This window comes from Pseudomonadota bacterium, from assembly GCA_039196715.1.
In the GTDB taxonomy this organism is placed as follows: domain Bacteria; phylum Pseudomonadota; class Gammaproteobacteria; order CALCKW01; family CALCKW01; genus CALCKW01.
On sequence record JBCCUP010000090.1, the window covers coordinates 1 to 16780 of the forward strand.

The window sequence follows — 16780 nt, forward strand, 5'->3', positions numbered from 1 at the left end:
GCACCGTGCTCGGCCACGTGCTGTTCACGGCCGTTCGCGTCGAGCCACACCCCACACGGCGCGCCGCCATCCTCTGCCCGCTTGCCGTCGCGCCCGAGCGCCACAAGACCGGCATCGGCAGCGCACTGGTCGAGCACGGCCTCGGCGCGCTGGCCGATGACGGTGTCGACCTGGTGTTCGTTCTCGGTGACCCGCGCTACTACGGCCGCTTCGGGTTCTCGGCCGAGCACGGCGTCGCGGCGCCCTACCCGCTGCCATACCCCAAAGCCTGGCAGGTGCGCTCGCTCACTGGCACGCCGTTCGCCGAGCTCAGCGGCACACTGCGCTGCGCCGATGCCCTCAACGCGCCTGAGCTCTGGTGACGCGCGCCTCGCACATGCACCGCAGCACACCGAGGCACAAAAAAAGCCGGGCGTGTGCCCGGCTTTCCGTCCGTCGGACGATCGGGATCAGTTGATCCAGCTGTTCACGATGTCAGCGTTCTCTTCGATCCAGGACTCGGCCACGTCAGCCGGGTCTTCGCCGTCTTCCTTGATGGAGAGGATCCAGCCGTTGATGGTGTCGGGGTCGAGTTGGACCTGTGACAGCATCTTGGCAACCGGCGGGTTGCGCTCTTCGAGCGACCGTGAGTACGCGATGTAGATGGTGGCGTCCTTGTTCTCACAGCTGAAGGTCGACGCTTCGAGCCAGTCTTCCTGGTCCAGCTTCAGGTCTTCGCAGTTCTCTGTGCGACCGGCTTCCGCCAACGGGTTCAGATCGTACTGAGCGTGCACCGCCTCCGGAGTCCAGTAGTAGAACAGCACGGGGTCCTGGGCCGCGATGGTGCCCTTGAGCTGGCCGAGGAAGGTCGCCTGCGGCACCAGAATCGGCTCCCACAGCTCGCTCAGGCCGTAGCTCTTGAACTTCACCTGCCACATCTTGCTCGAAGCCCAGTCAGCCGCACCCGCCCAGTACTCGCCCTTGCCGTTGCCGTCCTTGTCAAACATCGCGGCCACTTCGGGCTTGGCGAGGTCTTCGAACGACGACACGGTGTCGGCCATGTAGGCCGGGACGTACATCATCTGGGTGCCCTGGTAGGGCTTGTTGACCGCAACGGTTTGCGCGCCGTCGACGTACTTGTCCCAGATGACCGCACGGTTCGGCATCCAGAGGTCGGTGTACACGTCGGCCGAACCGTCGCCCTTGTCCATGCCCTCGGCAACCAGGTTGCCATCCGACAAGCCTTCGACGATCTCGGCTTCAGAGCCCATCGGTCCGTTGATCACGGCTGCGATGACGTGGCCAATCGCTTTTGCGCCCGCCCAGCTGAGATCCGAGATGGCGACTTTTTCCGTCGCCTGCGCTGTGCCCACGGTCGCCAGTACCGCAGCGGCAAGTAGCGTCTTCTTCATAGTCATTTCCTCTTGGTTAACGATCTCCGACACATTCAACCCGGTTGGCCGTGTCGCAGTGTGGTGTGGTGGTTACCCACCCTCTCCGTGCCAGACCCGCAGCATCACTCCCGCGGTTGATTGGCACGTTGAACGATGCGGTCGATGGCCATGGCGATCAGCGCAATGGCAACGCCCGCGAGAATGCCGCGACCGACTTCGCTCTGACCGAGTGCGTCGACCACGATAAAACCCAAACCGCCCGCTCCGATGAGCGCCGCGACGACGGCCATCGAGAGGCTCATCATCACCACCTGGTTGACCCCGGCCATGATGGCCGGCGTCGCCAGTGGCAGCTCGACCCGCGTGAGCAGTTGCCGCGGGCTGGCGCCGAAGGCCAGCGCGGCCTCCTTGGTGGATTCGGGCACCTGTTTGATGCCGAGCGCTGTCAGACGCACCATCGGTGGCATCGCAAAGATGACGGTCGCGAGGATCCCCGGTGGCTTTCCGATCGAGAAAAAGGCGACCGCTGGCAACAGGTAGACAAACGACGGGATGGTCTGCATCACGTCGAGGATGGGCGTGACGATGGCCGACCCGAGTTTCGACTTTCCGACCCACACCCCGAGTGGCAAGCCCACAACGACGCAGATGATCGTGGAGGCCACCACGATCGACACCGTGCTCATGGCGGTTTGCCAAAAGCCGAACACGCCGAGGTACACCATCGTGCTCGCGGTGAACACAGCCACCTTGGTCCCGGCAAAGTGATACGCAATCAACAGAAACAGCCCCGCCGTCACTGGCCAGGGTGTGCCGACGAACACGGCTTCAATCGCGTTCAAGAGCGTCCGCAGCCACCGGGTGATCTCGTCGAAGACGTAGCCGTAAAATGCCTTGGCGTAATCGATATTCTGATCGATGACCTCCGACAACCAGACGTTCAAGGTGACAGGCCGTTTGGCCCGGCTCTCCTCGACCACGATGCTCCGGGTGCCGTCGTCGTTGCGCGGGTAGGAGTACTGCGGCGGGCGTTTGAGCCACATCACCGTCGGCACCTCCGACAAGGTCAGGCAGTCGAAGCTCGCCTTGAAGGTCACGTCCTTGCCGTCCTGCACCGCCCTCGCGTGTTTCACACAATCGCGGCGATCCGGCGCGTCCTGGGTCGAGCGGTACAGGGTGAGCGGCGCAACAAGCAGCACGATCAGGCCGGCGACCAACCAGCGCTTTGAATCCGTACCGGAGTTGACCGAGGAATCGATTCGCCACGCGCTGTATTGGCGGTAGTAGACGCGGTCGGCCATCCAGCCCACCACCAGCCGGCCAACGATCAGCAGCAACACCGCCGCAAGCAAATGCAAGCCCGTCCAGTTGGTGAAGCGCTCGACCAGAAAGGCCTTGTCGGCCTCGATGGCGGCGGCCTTGGCGACCGAGTAGCGGTAGACCAGCCCGAAGTTGGTCGCCGCCATCATGTCCGCGGCGAAGGCCACCCAGAACAGCAACCAGTTTCCGCGCAACGCCGCCCAGACGAAGCTGCCAAGCATGGCGGCAATGTTCAGGTGCCAGAACGGCAGTTTGGCCTGCTGGATCTTGAGGAAGGTCCGCGCGTAATAGTCTTTCTTCTGCTCGGCGAACTCGCCGAAGGCGACAGTGATCTCGGATTGTGCGTCTTGCGTGTTGCCGTTATCGGATGGTGTTTGCATCAGTTTTCCCCCTGAACGCTGCGCAGTAGCACGTCTTTGGTCACAAGGCCGACCATCTTGCCGTCGTCGACAATGCCGACGGGCGTGTCCCGGTTGACCGCCAGTCCAATCAACGAGTCGAGGTCCGCTTCGGTCGAAGCCGACGGCCAGTTCTCGCTGCCTTCCAGACTGCCGCCCCCCTGGACGTAGGCCTCGGGGTCCATCATGACGGTGTGGGCAAAGACCAGCTTGAGCCGCGAAATGCCCTGGACAAAGTCCGCGACGTAGTCGTCCGCAGGCTGGGTCACGATCTCTTCCGGTGTGCCGATCTGCACGATGACACCGTCCTTCATGATTGCGATGCGCGAGCCCATCCGGATCGCCTCGTCGAGGTCGTGTGTGATGAAGAGCGTGGTCTTGCCCATCACCTTGGAGAGCTCGAGGAATTCGTCCTGCAGGCCGCGACGGATCAGCGGATCGAGCGCTGAGAAGGGCTCGTCCATCAGCAAGATTTCGGGGTCGGCTGCCAGGGCGCGCGCGAGACCAACCCGCTGCTGCATGCCACCGGAGAGCTCCGAAGGCATACGGTCGCCGTAGCCCTGCAGGCTCACGGTTTCGATCACCTTGTCGGCAAGCTGCATGCGGGTGAACGCATCCACGTTGCGCAGCTCCAGCGCGAAGGCGATGTTGTCGCGCACGGTGCGGTGCGGCAGCAGCGCCATGTTCTGAAACACCATGCCGATGCGGTCGGCGCGGAGTTCGCGCAGCTCGCTGGCGTTGAGGCTGCCGACGTCGACGCCGCCCACGCGGATCTCCCCGTGGGTGGGCTCGATCAGTCGGTTGATGTGACGAACGAGGGTCGACTTGCCGGAACCCGAGAGGCCCATGATGCAAAACACCTCGCTCTCGTGCACATCGAACGACACCTCGCGCACGCCGACCACCGCACCGAACTGCTCGAGCACCTCGGCTTTGCTGAGGTCGTTCTGCTTGATGGCCTTGAGCGCGTCGTCGGCTTGATCACCAAAGATCTTCCAAACGTCGCGCACCTGAACCACTGCGTCACCCGCAGGGTCCGTTGCTGTATCGGGCATACTGCTCATGGGCTGACTGGGTCTCCTATGGGTGCACGCGCACGGCTTCGCGTCGGGTCTACAAAGGGAATCTCACAGCACCGGGCAGCGAGGCGCTTGCTGTGGCCGTCGAGTTTGCCAACCTCCACGGAAGCGCCCAGCTCGGCGTGCTCCACCGCGATACGTGCCATCGCAATCGCGCAGTCGAGCGCCGGGGACACGGTTGCGCTGGTGATCACGCCGACCTGCCGCCGGCCGATCATCACCGGGTCGCCGTGCACCGGCGCTTCGTGTCCGTCGAACCGGAGGCCGCGCAACACGCGCCGCTGTGCCGCCTGGTTGCGCTCGAGCGCCGCCCGTCCGATGAAATCGGCCTTGGCGAGGTCGACAGCAAAGCCGAGGCCTGACTCGAAGACGTCGACATCGGGGCCGAACTCCGCGCCGGCGGCCATCAGACCGGCCTCGATGCGGATGGTGTCGAGCGCGTCGAGCCCCATCGGGGTGATGCCGAGGTCCGCACCGGCGTCGATCAACGCGTCCCAGATCGCCAGCGCCGAATCGGCGTGGCAGAAAATCTCGTAACCGAGCTCGCCGGTAAAACCGGTGCGGGTGAGCTGGAAGGGCTCGCCGTCACGGTCGAACAGGCGCGCGACCGTCGAGCCGAACCACTTGAGGTTGTCGACCGAGGTCGCGGTCGGCTGCGTATACGCAATCCGCCGCATGAGCTCGCGGCTCTTGGGGCCCTGCACCGCGAGGTTCGGCATGGCCGAATAGAGCGCCTTGACCCACACATTGAGCCCGTTCGACTCGGCGAGCTGCTTGAGCTGCAAGCCGCTGTCGTCCGAACCACAGCACCAGCGAAACGCATCCGGTGCGAGGCGAAACAGCGTGCCGTCGTCGATCACCGAGCCGGTGTCGTCGCACATCAGCGCGTACACACCGCGGTGCACACTGAGCTTGCGCATGTCGCGGGTGAGTGCCAGTTGCAGCAGCGCCTCGGCATCCGGCCCGAGCACATCGAATTTGCGCAAGGACGACATGTCCTGCACGGTCACGGCATTACGACAAGCCTGGTACTCTTCGACAGCCCGGGTGGCCTCGAAGTGCTGCGGCAGCCACTGGTCACGGGCGACGACGAACTGCCGCGTCAGCGCCTTAGTGCGCGGGTGAAAGGCAGAGTGCTCGGTCAAGATCGCCTCCGAATCGGGTTCGCTGCGGTAGGCCACCGCGTGCCGGATCGGTGTTTTCTTCTTGTAGATCCGCACATGGACATCGGTCGGGTTCCAGCCGTTGATCGGGTCGACGTCGTCCGGGCACGCCGTGGACACCGCCACGAGGTCGGTCATCGCCTCCAGTGCGACGTAGTCGCCCGCGCGCGACCAGGCTTCGTCCGCCTGAATGAGGTTGTCCCGGTGGTCTATCCAGGAATTGAAGAAGAAGTTGATGGCCGGCCAGGCCCGGCGCACGGCGATGCCGTGCGGTGCGTAGACGTGGCTGATGTTGTCCGAGCAGTTCAGGTGGCCGAAAAACCCGCGCTCCTCGTAACCGCGGGCCGTGCACGCCAGCGCGAAGGTGTCGTGCCGACCGACCGTGTCCTGCCTGAGCCGCAGCAGTGGCCGCAGGTCCTGGTCGTAAAACTTGTTGAACAGGCCCGGTGACGGGTAGGCACCGCGCACCATCGAGCGGGTGGCCGTGGAATCGATGAACCGCTCGTAGCCCTCGTGCAGCGAGCGCGCGTTCATCGCCATGAAGTCCGAGCACTGTTGGCCGGCGACATCGATGACCTGCACCGTCTCCCCCGCCTCGAGCAGGTAGGCCCGCGCCGTGCCGGCCGGCACGGTGAATTCCTCGCGCACATCGCCGAGCGGCTGCGGCAGGATCAGTTCGCCGCGCGCCGCGCGCACGAGCTCGTAGGCGAGCGCGCCGCCCATGCCGCCGTCGAACAGGCGGATGTGGTCGCGGGTCGACGCCGGGTCGCTGAGCACCCAGAGATCGACCGCGCCACGGGCGCGCACCGTGAAGCGCTCACCGGCCGGGGTGGCGTTGTCGAACACCTCGACACCGTGCAATGCGGTATCGCGGGTGGAGCCGCCGCGCCCGCGGTACCACTGACACACGTCCTCGAAACCCCGCCGCTCGAGGTCAACGGGCACGCTCGGGTTGCCGTCGAGGCCGAGCAGTGCCGGCTCGGTGCCGCCGTGCGCGGCAAACGCGAGCAACCAGGCGCGGGTCGCGCCGTCGCGGTTGATCACCGTCAGGAGGTCGCCTTCGGCAAGCGTGAGCCAGACAGGCCGCTCGGGGCGCACCGAACCGAGCGGCGGCCGGGGGCCGTGGCCCTGGTAGCGGCGGGCGGTCGAGTCGTAGCCGCCGTCGCCGGGGCGGTAGAGAAAGTCGAGTGGCACCTTCCCCGCGGGTACCGATCCCGCCGGCGCGGCCGTGACGGTGGACGTCTGCTGCACGTTTTGAGGCAAGGCCATCTCGGGCTCCGCATCGACTGGATTTGGCATCCGGGTCAAAGGCTTAGGACCGATTTGCTGTGAGGATTTCCGTCTGAATCGACGCGAAAATCAGCCATGTAACCGGTTACATGTTGCGGCATTATTGTGCGTCGATCCACACTGGTCAAGCGAAGACGCCGAATCTGCCCATGGACCACCCCTCAGAATCACCCGCCGGAATCCGCCAGATCGCGCGTCAAGCGGGCGTGTCGACAGCCACCGTGTCACGCGTACTGAACGGCAGTGCCCGGGTGTCTGTGGACACCCGAAACCGGGTGCTGCAAGCGGTGTCCGAACACAACTACCGGCCCAACGCAGCCGCCAAGGCGCTGGCGACGCGCCGCACGCGCACCGTCGCCGCGGTGATCCCGACGCTCGAGCATTCGATCTTCGCCATGTTCATGAACGTGCTGGAAGATGAGCTCGCCTACGCCGGCTACAACCTCGTGATCGCAACGCACCGCTTCGACTACGACACCGAGGTCCGCCGGTGCAGCGACGTGCTGCAGCTCGGTGCCGAGGCCGTGATCGTCTCGGGCGCCGAGCACAATCCCGACCTCATCCCACTGATGCAGACCGCGCGCGTGCCGTGCGTCTACACGAGCGTCTACGCCCCCGAGAACGCTGTGGCCACCTTCGGCTACGACAACCACGCGCTGGCAAAACGCGCGCTGAACCACCTGATTCACCTCGGCCACCGACGCATCGCCGTCATCCACGGCCCGCTGACGCACAACGACCGCATGCGCCAGCGCGTGCGCGGTGCCGAAGCTGCCATAGCGCTGCACCCGGATGTCGAGATGCAGGCGGTCGAAGCGCCGATCGGCACAGACGGCGCGGCCCGCCAACTCGCCCACTGGGCCGAAACCGACACGCTGCCGCACGCGTGTCTCTGTTTCGCCGATGTCTACGCGCTGGGCCTCCTGCAAGAGGCGCAGCGCCGCGGCATCGCCGTGCCGGACGCCCTCTCGATCATGGGTTTCGAGAACCTCGACTGGACCGCGCACAGCTTCCCGCGCCTGACCTGCCTGTCGTTGCCCACGGTCGAGATGGGCAAGGCCACCGCCGCGTCGATCGTACGCCACCTCGACCACCGCGACCCGTTGACCCACCGGTATTTCGACGCCGAGATCGTCGAACGCGACTCGACACGACGCCGGCCCTGATGCAGTTCCATCTCTCGGGATTCCGGCCAGGTGACCCGGACGTCTTCGAACCCAACCCGGTCAGCAGGGCAGATGGGGCATGTGACGTTGCCATCGTCGGTTGTGGACCTGCAGGCCTGACACTCGCGACGCAACTGGTTGCCGTGGGGGGTGTGACAGTACGGCTTTTCGAACGCAAGACCGGGCCGTTGCAGCTCGGTCAGGCAGACGGTATCGCGTGCCGATCAATGGAGATGTTCGAGGCATTCGGCATCGCTGAGCAGGTGCGTCGTGAAGCGTACTGGGTCAATGAAACCAGCTTCTGGCGACCCGACTCCGACGGCACCACGCTCATTCGAGCCGACCGCATACAGGATGTCGAAGACGACTTGTCTCACCAGCCTCACACCATCCTGAGCCAGGCCCGCATTCACGATTTTCTGCTCGAACGCATGGCGCAATCGCCACACCGACTGACACCCGAATACGGCAGTCGCCTGGCCGGTTTCCATCGCGACGACACCCGCGGCTACCCCATTACCGCACGCGTGTCTCGGGACACCGCTGGCACCTGGGAGAACGTCAGCTGCCGCTACCTGGTGGGCTGTGACGGCGCGCGCAGCGCCGTGCGGCAGGGCTTGGGACTGGCGCTTGAAGGCGAGTCAGCACGCCAGCTCTGGGGCGTCATGGACGTACTGGCCGTTACGGACTTTCCCGACATTCGGCTCAAGTGCGCCGTGCAATCGGCATCGGCAGGCAGCCTGCTCATCATCCCACGTGAAGGCGGCTACCTCGTCCGACTCTACATCGAGCTGGACACACTGGGGACCGACGAGCGCGCCGCAGACCGGAACGTCACCGCAGAGGATCTTGCAGCGCGGGCCCGCGCCATCCTGGCGCCCTTCACCTTCGAGGTGAAGTCGGTGGTCTGGTGTTCGGCGTACGAAGTCGGACAACGCGTGTGCCCGCGCTTTGATGACATCGCGCCCGAGGCGCGCGGTGAGACACACCCCCGTGTCTTCATCGCCGGAGACGCCTGCCACACTCACAGCCCCAAAGCCGGTCAGGGCATGAACGTCTCGATGGCAGACGCCTTCAACCTCGGTTGGAAACTCGCGTCGGTCGTGCGTGGCCACGCCGCACCGACGCTTCTGGACACGTACACCTCCGAGCGCCAAGCCAAGGCGAGGGAGCTGATCGACTTCGATCGCGAGATGGCCAGACTCTTCAGCCGACGAGGTCGCTCCGGCGAGGACGCGGCGGTGTTCCAGCGGTACTTTCAACAACATGGTCGCTACACCGCAGGTGTGGAAACACACTACGGTCCCTCAGACATCATCGCCGACACCGCGCACCAGGCGCTTGCAGCCGGTCTGGTTGTCGGGAAGCGCTTTCATTCTGCACCGGTGGTGCGACTGGCCGACGCCAAGCCGATGCAACTGGCCGAGGCATTCAGCGCCGATGGACGTTGGCGTGTCGTCGCCTTCGCCAACGCCAGTGATGACGGCGGCGAGTGTGGTGAAATGGCAGCCCTGTGCCACAGCCTCACGTCATCGTGCCTGTCGCACTGGTTTCAGGCACAGGCGCAAGACGTCGACGCACGGATCGACGTGCGCGCCGTGTTTCAGCAATCTCACCGCACGCTTGATATCCAAGCCATGCATCCGCTGTTGCGGCCGGAAAAAGGGCCGCTCGGGCTGATCGACTACGAAAAGGTGTTCTGTGCAGACCACCGTGCAGGCCATGACATCTATGCGCGACGGGGCATTGATCGCGAGCGTGGCGCCATGATCGTGGTCCGACCCGACCACTACGTATCGTGTGTGTTACCGCTCTCGGACACAGACGCACTCGAGGCGTTTTTCTCCGCCCTCGAGCCCTGCGACTGCACAGCATCAAGCTAGCTGTATTTGATCCAGGTGGTCTTGAGAGCGGTGTACTTGTCGAGTGAGTGCAGCGACAGGTCACGGCCGAACCCCGACTGCTTGAACCCACCGAACGGCGTCATCGGGCTCAAGGCGTCGACGGTGTTGACCGACACGGTACCGGCCCGCAGTTGTCCGGATACCCGGTGCGCGCGTCGCAGATTGTCGGTCCACAGTGATGCCGCCAGACCGTACGGCGAGTCGTTGGCCAGTTGCACGGCCTCGGCCTCGGTGTCGAAGGGGATGACGGACAAGACCGGACCGAAGATCTCCTCGCGGGCCAGAGGATCGCTGTGGGACACATCATTGAAAATGGTGGGTTGCACAAAACACCCCTTGCCATTGACGTTGACTTGCTCGCCACCCTCGACCAGCGCGGCAGTGCGTTTTCCGGCCTCGATGAACTGCATCACCCGGTCGGTCTGACTGCCGTCGACCATGGCACCCATCTTCGAGGCCGGATTCAACGGGTCGCCCGGCTGCGTGTTGCGAGCGCGTTCAATCAGCTTCTCCACCAAGGCGTCCTGGATACTGCGCTCGACCAGCAAACGGGAGTTTGCAGAGCACACTTCACCCTGGTTGAAGAAGATCCCGAAAGCCGCCATGTCGGCCACCGTGTCGAGATCGGCCGCGTCGGCAAACACCAGATTCGGACTCTTGCCGCCGGTCTCCAACCAGACTTGCTTCATGTTCGACTGACCGGCGTACTGCAGGAAGTACTTGCCAACTTCGGTTGAACCCGTGAACGCGAGGCAATCCACGTCACGATGCAGGCCGAGTGCCTTGCCGGCGGTCGGGCCGAACCCCGGTACCACGCTCAACACGCCGTCCGGCAGGCCTGCGGCCTGCGCGAGTTCGGCGAGTCGCAACGCCGAGAGCGGTGATTGCTCGGCGGGCTTCAGCACGACCGAGTTGCCGGCGGCGAGTGCCGCGGCACACTTCCAGGTGGCCATGTCGAGCGGGAAATTCCACGGCACCACGGCGCCCACCACCCCGAGCGGTTCGCGTGTGACCAGCGCGAGGTCGCCCGGGCCGGTCGGTGCCACCTCGTCGTAGAGCTTGTCGATCGCTTCGGCATACCACTGGAAGAACATCGCCGAACCCGGCGCGTCGATGGTCACCGCATCCTGCACCAGCTTGCCCATGTCGAGTGAATCCAACAGAGCCAACTCTTCCACGTGCTCCCGAATCAGCTCGGCGAGTTTCAACAGCACGGCCTTGCGCTCCGCTGGCGCTTGCTGCGACCACCGTCCGTCGTCGAAGGCCCGCCGCGCGGCCGCGACAGCTCGATCCACATCGGCCGTGTCACACGCCGCGACCTCGGTCAGCACCGCCCCTGTCGCCGGGTTCACACACGCGAAACACTCGCCAGACACCGCATCGGTGAACTGCCCATCGATGAACGCCTGGTGTCGTACGCGCAGCGAGGCCGCTCTGGCGGTCCAATCCGAATGGCTCAGTTGCGTCATGGTGTCTCCTCGGTTGCGGGGGTGAAGCGCAGCGCGTGCCGCGCACAGGAATGCTCGGACTGACACCCTACCAAAGCCTTCTCGCCGTCAGAAGCCAGCGGACGTACCGACAAGCCGCCGCCGTCACACCTCACGGCCGGCGCTGAACTCCTTCCAGCGCATGACGGCGTTGGCCCCAAGCGCTGCAAAGGGTTCCGGCGGCAACACCCTGGGTGCCGCTTCGGCCTCCAACTGTTCTGCCAGCTCGGAATTCACGCGAGCGGCGCGTTCGGCGGCAGCGATGCCCGCCACGGTGCCTCGGGCGGCGCCCAATCCGTTCTGACAGCACGCCAGATGCAAGCCTGGCTCAGGCTCCGAGAAGGTCGACACCCCGTTCCACGACAGGCAGAGACGACCACCCCAGCGGAATTGCATCGCAACCCCACGAAGTGACGGGAAGCGCGCCGCGAAGGCGCGCTCGTGTACCTGACCCACACGTTCAATGCGGGCCGCGCTCACCGCCATCGAGGGGTCGCAGGTGAAGCGGTTGCGCACCACAATGCGAGCGCCACCTGCGCCGTTGACCCGCCGAACGGTGGTGCCCATGGGATCCGACGGCGTCAGAGACCAGGTTGGCTCACCACCGAGCGCTCGCACTTCGGTCGCGCTGAGCTCACGGGTCATGGACGCGTAGGTGAAGACATGCAGCAACTGGCGTTGATAAAAACCGAAACTCGCCACGTGTCCGTTGACCGCGAGAATCACCGTCGGCGCTGTCACCTGCCCTCCTTCCGTGCGCGCACACCAATCGTTGCCGACACGCTCGAGCTGCTGCACGCCGCTGTGCTCGAACACCCGGCACCGGCCCGAGCCGCTCTCGACGGCGCCGTCGGCCAACAGGCGGTTGTAGAGCGCCGGTTGCAGCATCGCCGTGCCCGGCGTGTAGAGCCCGTTGCGGTAGTAGTCGCACCCGGTCAACGCCCGCATCGCTGCCGCATCGAGTGATTCGCTCGGTTCGCCAATCGAGGCGAGGTGCGCGGCGTAGTCGGCATTGTGCCGTTCGCCAGCGGCAGTCGCGGCGCCGTTCACCTTGCCGACGGGTTGAACCGCTTCACCCGGCATACCGAGGGCATCGCGTTGCGCCAATGCGAAGGCGATTGCCCGCCGATTCTGCGCGATCGTCAGACTGTCACGCTGCGCCGCCCCTCCGTAGTCCTCCGAGGCAAGGTCGTGGGGCAGGTCGATCATGAAGCCCGAATTGCGGCCCGCCGGTCCTGCGCCGATGGTGCTGGCTTCGAGCAGCACCACGGTCGCCTCCGGCGCGCACTCGTTGAATCGCCGCAGGGCCGCGAGGCCGGCGAAGCCCCCACCGATGATCAGCAGGTCTGCCGTGATCGCCTCGGTGAGTGGTGGCCGGGGCGGCCGATCGGGCAAGATCGCCTGCCAGCCATTGACCCCGGTGTCGACCGGCTGCCGTGCGACAGCGATCACAGGCGTTCGGTGCTGGTGTCGGTCAGGTCAACCCACAGGGTCTTGAGTTCGGTGTACTGGTCGTGCGCGTGCAGGGAGTTGTCGCGGCCGCCAAAGCCCGATTGCTTGTAGCCGCCGAAGGGCGTCGTGATGTCGCCCTCGCCATAGCAGTTCACCGTGACCGTGCCGGCCCGAATGGCGCGTGCCGCGCGCAGCGCGCGCTTGCCGTTGGCGCTGAAGACCGACGCAGCAAGGCCGTAGTCGGTGTCGTTCGCGACGGCAACCGCCTCTTCGACCGAGGCCACGGTGATCACCGACAGGATCGGACCGAAAATCTCCTCGCGCGCCAGCGCATCACCGGGTGCCACGCCGTCGAACACCGTCGGCGCGACAAACGGGCCCTCCGCCGTGCCGCCGAGCACGGCGTCGCCTGCGCCGAGCCAGCCGGTGACCTTGGCCACGTGCGCATCGTCGATCAGCGCGCCGAGGTGGTTGCTCGGGTTCAGCGGGTCGCCCGTGCGCCACTGGCGCGCGTGCACCAGCAGTTTGTCCAACACGGCGTCCTTGATCTTTTCGTGCACGATCAACCGCGAGTTGGCCGAGCAGTTCTCGCCCATGTTCCAGAACGCCGCGTTGCACAGGTGGGCCGCCACGGCGTCGAGGTCCTCGGCGTCGTCGAGCACGATCGCGGGGTTTTTGCCGCCACACTCGAGCGTGATCTTCTTGAGGTTGGAATCCGCCGCGTAACGCAGAAAGCGCCGGCCAGTGTCGGTTGACCCGGTGAACGACACCATGTCGACGTCGGGGTGCAAGCCGAGCGGTTCACCGCAGCCCGGGCCGTCACCCGGCAGCACGTTGAACACCCCGCGCGGCACGCCGGCGGCGAGCGCCAGTTCGGCGACCCGCAAGGCGGTCAGCGGCGTCTGCTCGGCGGGCTTGACGATCACCGAGTTGCCCGCCGCGAGCGCGGGCCCGATCTTCCAGGCGAGCATCAACAGCGGGAAATTCCACGGCAGCACCAGACCCACCACACCGATCGGCTCACGCGCGATGATCGCGAGCGCGTCGTCGCCGACCGGTGCGCTCTGGTCGTAGAGCTTGTCGATCGACTCGGCGTGCCAGATCAGGGTGTTGATGGTTTCCGGCAGATCGATCGCCAGGCAATCGCTGATTGGCTTGCCCGAATCGAGGCTCTCGAGCACGGCGAGCTCCGGCGCATTGCGCTTGATCAGCTTGGCCAGCCGGATCAGCACGGCTTTGCGCTCTGCAGGGGCGAGACGAGACCACCGCCCGTGTTCGAAGGCTTCACGCGCCTTGGCCACGGCGAAGTCGACGTCCTCGGCGCCACAGGCACTGACCTCGGCCAGGGTGTCACCGGTCGCAGGGTTGCGCGTGGCGAACTGCTCACCGCCCGCGGCCGCGCGAAACCCGCCATCGATGAAGGCCGTGCGCGGCAGGTTGAGGCCCTTGCCGATGGCCAGCGCCTCTTCGTGTGTCAAGCTTGTCATGTGCTTTCAGCCTCGATGGTGTCAATGGCACGGTCCATCACGCGAACCACTTCCGCGAGTTCGCGCTTCTCGTCCTTGTTGAGCGGCATCAGCGGCCGGCGTGGCGGGCCGACCGGCAAACCGCGGAGGTTCAGCCCCTCCTTGATGCACTGGACGAACTTCCCGCCCTGCTCAAGCACGCGCATCAGCGGCAGCATGGCAGACATGATGCGCCGGCCCTTGTCGAAGTTGCCCTCTTGCGCGCACGCGCGGTACAGCGCGATGTGTGCGTGCGGCGCGAAGTTGCTGCCGGCGCACACCCAACTGCGTGCACCCCAGGCGAAGAACTCGAGCGCCTGATCGTCCATGCCGCACGACAGCGCGATGTGTGGGTAGTCCCGTGCAAGGGTGTGCACGCGATTGATGTCACCCGAGCTCTCCTTGATCGCCCGGAAATTCGGGCTGCGGCCGACCCGGTCGAGGTACTCCTCGCCCATCTCCGACGACATCCGTCCGGGGTAGTTGTAGAGCATGATCGGCAGGTTGGCAGCGGCATCGATTGCCAGTGCGTGTACCGCATTCTCACGTTCGGTCGGGCAGGCGTATGGCGGCGTCGCAACCAGCAGCGCGTTGGCGCCAAGGTCGCGCGCCGCCACCGCGAGTTCGATTGAGTCCTCGGTGCGGATTGCCCCGGTACCGACGATGGTGGGAACCCGCCCGCCGATGCGCTCGTGCACGAAGGCCATCATCTCGAGACGCTCCTGCAGCGTCTGCGCGTAGTACTCGCCCGTGGTGCCGGCGACAATGATGCCGTGTACACCGGCGTCGATCAGGTAGTCGATCACCGCCGCCGTCTGCGCGTGGTCAATGCGGTGATCGCTGGTGTGTGCGGTGACGAGCGGTGTGTAGATGCCTTCGAATCGCATGGTGCTGTCCGCCTCGGTTTACCCGCGCATGGTACGGCAGGCGGCCGCGAGACGCCCGCACCGGGAGCGACCCGCCGCCCGGCCGCAACGCCGCGCAGAGACAAGTGCGCGACCGGCCCCGCCTCGGCCGGGTATCATGGTGCGTGAGCCACCAGACACACGACCATGAGCGACCACGCAGTCACGTTGCGCGATGCCGAGCCGGCCGACCGCGAAGCCATTTGCCAACTCAACCGAATGGATGAAGCGCGCCTCAGCCCGATGGACATCGACCGCTTCAACGTGCTGTCGGCGATAGCCTGCTACTGCAAGGTGGCCACCGTCGACGACACCCTCGCCGGTTTCCTGATGGGTTTCGCCAACGGCACCGACTACGAGAGCGTCAACTACCGCTGGTTCAACGAGCGGATGAAGGCGTTTTTCTACATCGACCGCGTCGTTGTGGACGCACGCTTTCGCAAGATGGGCATCGCCAGCGCGTTCTACCGTGATGTGCAGGCCTTTGCACACACCACCGACTTGCCCTGGCTCGCAGCAGAGATCGACCTGCAACCACCCAACACCTCATCGTTGGCGTTTCACAAGGCCTTCGGGTTCAACGAGATCGGCACGCAGGTCTACGGCGAAGGCCGCATGGTGTCATTGCAACTCGGGCCAGTGCCGCCCGCCTGACGCGAGTGGCTCAGGGGGTGCGATCCACCCAGTCCAGTTCCATGCGGTAGATTCGGTGTATCAGAATTTAGGAGCAACACTTCCTGTAGATCCAAACTGCCGTTCGCACGCTCCTCTTGACCAAACACCCGGCTCGGTCAGCAACAACAGCCCGGGGTCAGATTTGGTATAACTTGAAAGCGTCGAGGGCCGAGCGCGGCACGCGCAAGACGCGTTGCTCGGCACGTTCACTGTCCGTATTCCAGAAGACATGGGGTGGCGTACAGCAAATCGATGGAGTGCAGAAGCGCTGTTAACCGATTGCGAACAGCGTGATGGTGTCATCGCAGTCGCTGAACCCAGCGAGTCGGACAGGCCGCATTTGGCGTGCGACCTGTGGCCAATGTAGCCAAGTCGACAATAGAGTGCCGGGGTGTTTCGGTTCGAATACCAACAGCCCCATTTATTGCTGCCCAACGCGGCACAAAAAAAGGCCACCCGAGAGGTGGCCCTTTTCACGAACGTGCCTCAGATCAGAGGGCGCGCACGTTGTTGGCGCAGGGGCCTTTTTGGCCTTGGCCAACTTCGAATTCCACGGCTTGGCCGTCCGCGAGCGTGCGGTACCCACCATCAGACTGGATTTCAGAGTGGTGGACAAACAAGTCCTTGCTGCCGTCTTCGGGAGCAATGAACCCGTACCCTTTCTCAGCGTTGAACCACTTAACCGTTCCTTTACTCATTCTGTTCTCAATACCAAAGGTGAAGGACACAAGGCCGCCTGCGCTATCACCATCACGCAGACAGACGTCGGTTGCCCGGGTGCCACACCCCCCAGTGGAGTCGCGCGGCGTTGCCCGGTTGTGTGCCGCGGGGTGCTGAACCGACCGCGGCACGCGTCAACCGTACTGAAATACCCGGCGCGTCAAAGACGACCGGGCCTGTCAGCGGCGCCCGACCGGGGCCAGACGCACACTGCCGCACAAGTGTGACACACACACCGCCAGCGTGCAGAAAATCCGGCGGTGGCGAGGCAAACGCGTCGCCTCGGCGTTAGGGACCCGCTATCCGCCCGTCAGTTCAGGGCGTTGAAGGCACTCGCGGCACC

General features: G+C 65.0%; 13 protein-coding genes. 4 read left to right on the plus strand and 9 right to left on the minus strand.

The window, feature by feature from the left end; genetic code table 11:
• The coding region (locus AAGA11_20225; GenBank protein ID MEM9605201.1) for an N-acetyltransferase at positions 1–362 on the plus strand (362 nt) is incomplete at its 5' end.
• Positions 363–449: 87 nt separating this feature from the next.
• On the opposite strand, the gene AAGA11_20230 is transcribed toward AAGA11_20225, so the two are convergent.
• The 4 genes from AAGA11_20230 to AAGA11_20245 all read right to left on the minus strand — a co-directional run bounded on the left by AAGA11_20230 (position 450) and on the right by AAGA11_20245 (position 6602).
• A complete protein-coding gene (locus tag AAGA11_20230; GenBank protein MEM9605202.1) occupies positions 450–1391 on the minus strand; it encodes a glycine betaine ABC transporter substrate-binding protein in 942 nt (313 codons plus the stop codon).
• Between the two features lie 104 nt (positions 1392–1495).
• Positions 1496–3073 carry a proline/glycine betaine ABC transporter permease gene (locus AAGA11_20235; GenBank protein ID MEM9605203.1) on the minus strand — a complete coding sequence of 526 codons (1578 nt, stop codon included), beginning with the start codon at positions 3071–3073 and terminating at the stop codon, positions 1496–1498.
• Positions 3073–4146: a betaine/proline/choline family ABC transporter ATP-binding protein gene (locus tag AAGA11_20240; protein MEM9605204.1), complete on the minus strand. Its 1074-nt coding sequence runs from the start codon at positions 4144–4146 to the stop codon at positions 3073–3075. Before AAGA11_20240 ends, AAGA11_20235 begins: the two co-directional genes overlap by 1 nt.
• Positions 4147–4151: 5 nt before the next feature.
• Complete coding sequence (locus tag AAGA11_20245; protein MEM9605205.1) at positions 4152–6602, minus strand: DUF1989 domain-containing protein; 2451 nt, start codon at positions 6600–6602, stop codon at positions 4152–4154.
• Positions 6603–6772: 170 nt separating this feature from the next.
• Here AAGA11_20245 and AAGA11_20250 point away from each other — a divergent pair, with 170 nt between their 5' ends.
• Positions 6773–7789: a LacI family DNA-binding transcriptional regulator gene (locus AAGA11_20250; protein MEM9605206.1), complete on the plus strand. Its 1017-nt coding sequence runs from the start codon at positions 6773–6775 to the stop codon at positions 7787–7789.
• Entirely contained in the window at positions 7789–9672 is a 1884-nt protein-coding gene (locus AAGA11_20255; protein ID MEM9605207.1) for an FAD-dependent monooxygenase, read from the plus strand. Before AAGA11_20250 ends, AAGA11_20255 begins: the two co-directional genes overlap by 1 nt.
• On the opposite strand, the gene AAGA11_20260 is transcribed toward AAGA11_20255, so the two are convergent.
• From AAGA11_20260 to AAGA11_20275, 4 genes are all read right to left on the minus strand, one after another.
• A complete protein-coding gene (locus AAGA11_20260; protein ID MEM9605208.1) occupies positions 9669–11162 on the minus strand; it encodes an aldehyde dehydrogenase in 1494 nt (497 codons plus the stop codon). The genes AAGA11_20255 and AAGA11_20260 overlap by 4 nt on opposite strands.
• A 123-nt stretch (positions 11163–11285) precedes the next feature.
• The gene (locus AAGA11_20265) at positions 11286–12632 is read right to left on the minus strand and encodes an FAD-binding oxidoreductase (GenBank protein MEM9605209.1); all 1347 of its coding nucleotides are present in this window, start codon (positions 12630–12632) and stop codon (positions 11286–11288) included.
• Positions 12629–14119 (minus strand): aldehyde dehydrogenase, encoded by a 1491-nt coding sequence (locus AAGA11_20270; GenBank protein MEM9605210.1) that lies wholly within the window; start codon positions 14117–14119, stop codon positions 12629–12631. Before AAGA11_20270 ends, AAGA11_20265 begins: the two co-directional genes overlap by 4 nt.
• Positions 14116–15024 carry a dihydrodipicolinate synthase family protein gene (locus AAGA11_20275; protein ID MEM9605211.1) on the minus strand — a complete coding sequence of 303 codons (909 nt, stop codon included), beginning with the start codon at positions 15022–15024 and terminating at the stop codon, positions 14116–14118. Before AAGA11_20275 ends, AAGA11_20270 begins: the two co-directional genes overlap by 4 nt.
• Positions 15025–15189: 165 nt before the next feature.
• Here AAGA11_20275 and AAGA11_20280 point away from each other — a divergent pair, with 165 nt between their 5' ends.
• Positions 15190–15696 carry a GNAT family N-acetyltransferase gene (locus tag AAGA11_20280; GenBank protein ID MEM9605212.1) on the plus strand — a complete coding sequence of 169 codons (507 nt, stop codon included), beginning with the start codon at positions 15190–15192 and terminating at the stop codon, positions 15694–15696.
• A 512-nt stretch (positions 15697–16208) separates the two neighbouring features.
• Here AAGA11_20280 and AAGA11_20285 read toward each other — a convergent pair.
• Positions 16209–16415: a cold shock domain-containing protein gene (locus AAGA11_20285; protein ID MEM9605213.1), complete on the minus strand. Its 207-nt coding sequence runs from the start codon at positions 16413–16415 to the stop codon at positions 16209–16211.
• Between the last annotated feature and the right edge of the window lie 365 nt (positions 16416–16780).

Excerpts from the sequence above, each read along its gene's own strand:
- AAGA11_20230 (MEM9605202.1), bottom strand. The coding sequence starts at position 1,391 with ATGAAGAAGACGCTACTTGCCGCTGCGGTACTGGCGACCGTGGGCACA.
- AAGA11_20235 (MEM9605203.1), bottom strand. The coding sequence starts at position 3,073 with ATGCAAACACCATCCGATAACGGCAACACGCAAGACGCACAATCCGAG.
- AAGA11_20240 (MEM9605204.1), bottom strand. The coding sequence starts at position 4,146 with ATGCCCGATACAGCAACGGACCCTGCGGGTGACGCAGTGGTTCAGGTG.
- AAGA11_20245 (MEM9605205.1), bottom strand. The coding sequence starts at position 6,602 with ATGGCCTTGCCTCAAAACGTGCAGCAGACGTCCACCGTCACGGCCGCG.
- AAGA11_20250 (MEM9605206.1), top strand. The coding sequence starts at position 6,773 with ATGGACCACCCCTCAGAATCACCCGCCGGAATCCGCCAGATCGCGCGT.
- AAGA11_20255 (MEM9605207.1), top strand. The coding sequence starts at position 7,789 with ATGCAGTTCCATCTCTCGGGATTCCGGCCAGGTGACCCGGACGTCTTC.
- AAGA11_20260 (MEM9605208.1), bottom strand. The coding sequence starts at position 11,162 with ATGACGCAACTGAGCCATTCGGATTGGACCGCCAGAGCGGCCTCGCTG.
- AAGA11_20270 (MEM9605210.1), bottom strand. The coding sequence starts at position 14,119 with ATGACAAGCTTGACACACGAAGAGGCGCTGGCCATCGGCAAGGGCCTC.
- AAGA11_20275 (MEM9605211.1), bottom strand. The coding sequence starts at position 15,024 with ATGCGATTCGAAGGCATCTACACACCGCTCGTCACCGCACACACCAGC.
- AAGA11_20280 (MEM9605212.1), top strand. The coding sequence starts at position 15,190 with ATGAGCGACCACGCAGTCACGTTGCGCGATGCCGAGCCGGCCGACCGC.
- AAGA11_20285 (MEM9605213.1), bottom strand. The coding sequence starts at position 16,415 with ATGAGTAAAGGAACGGTTAAGTGGTTCAACGCTGAGAAAGGGTACGGG.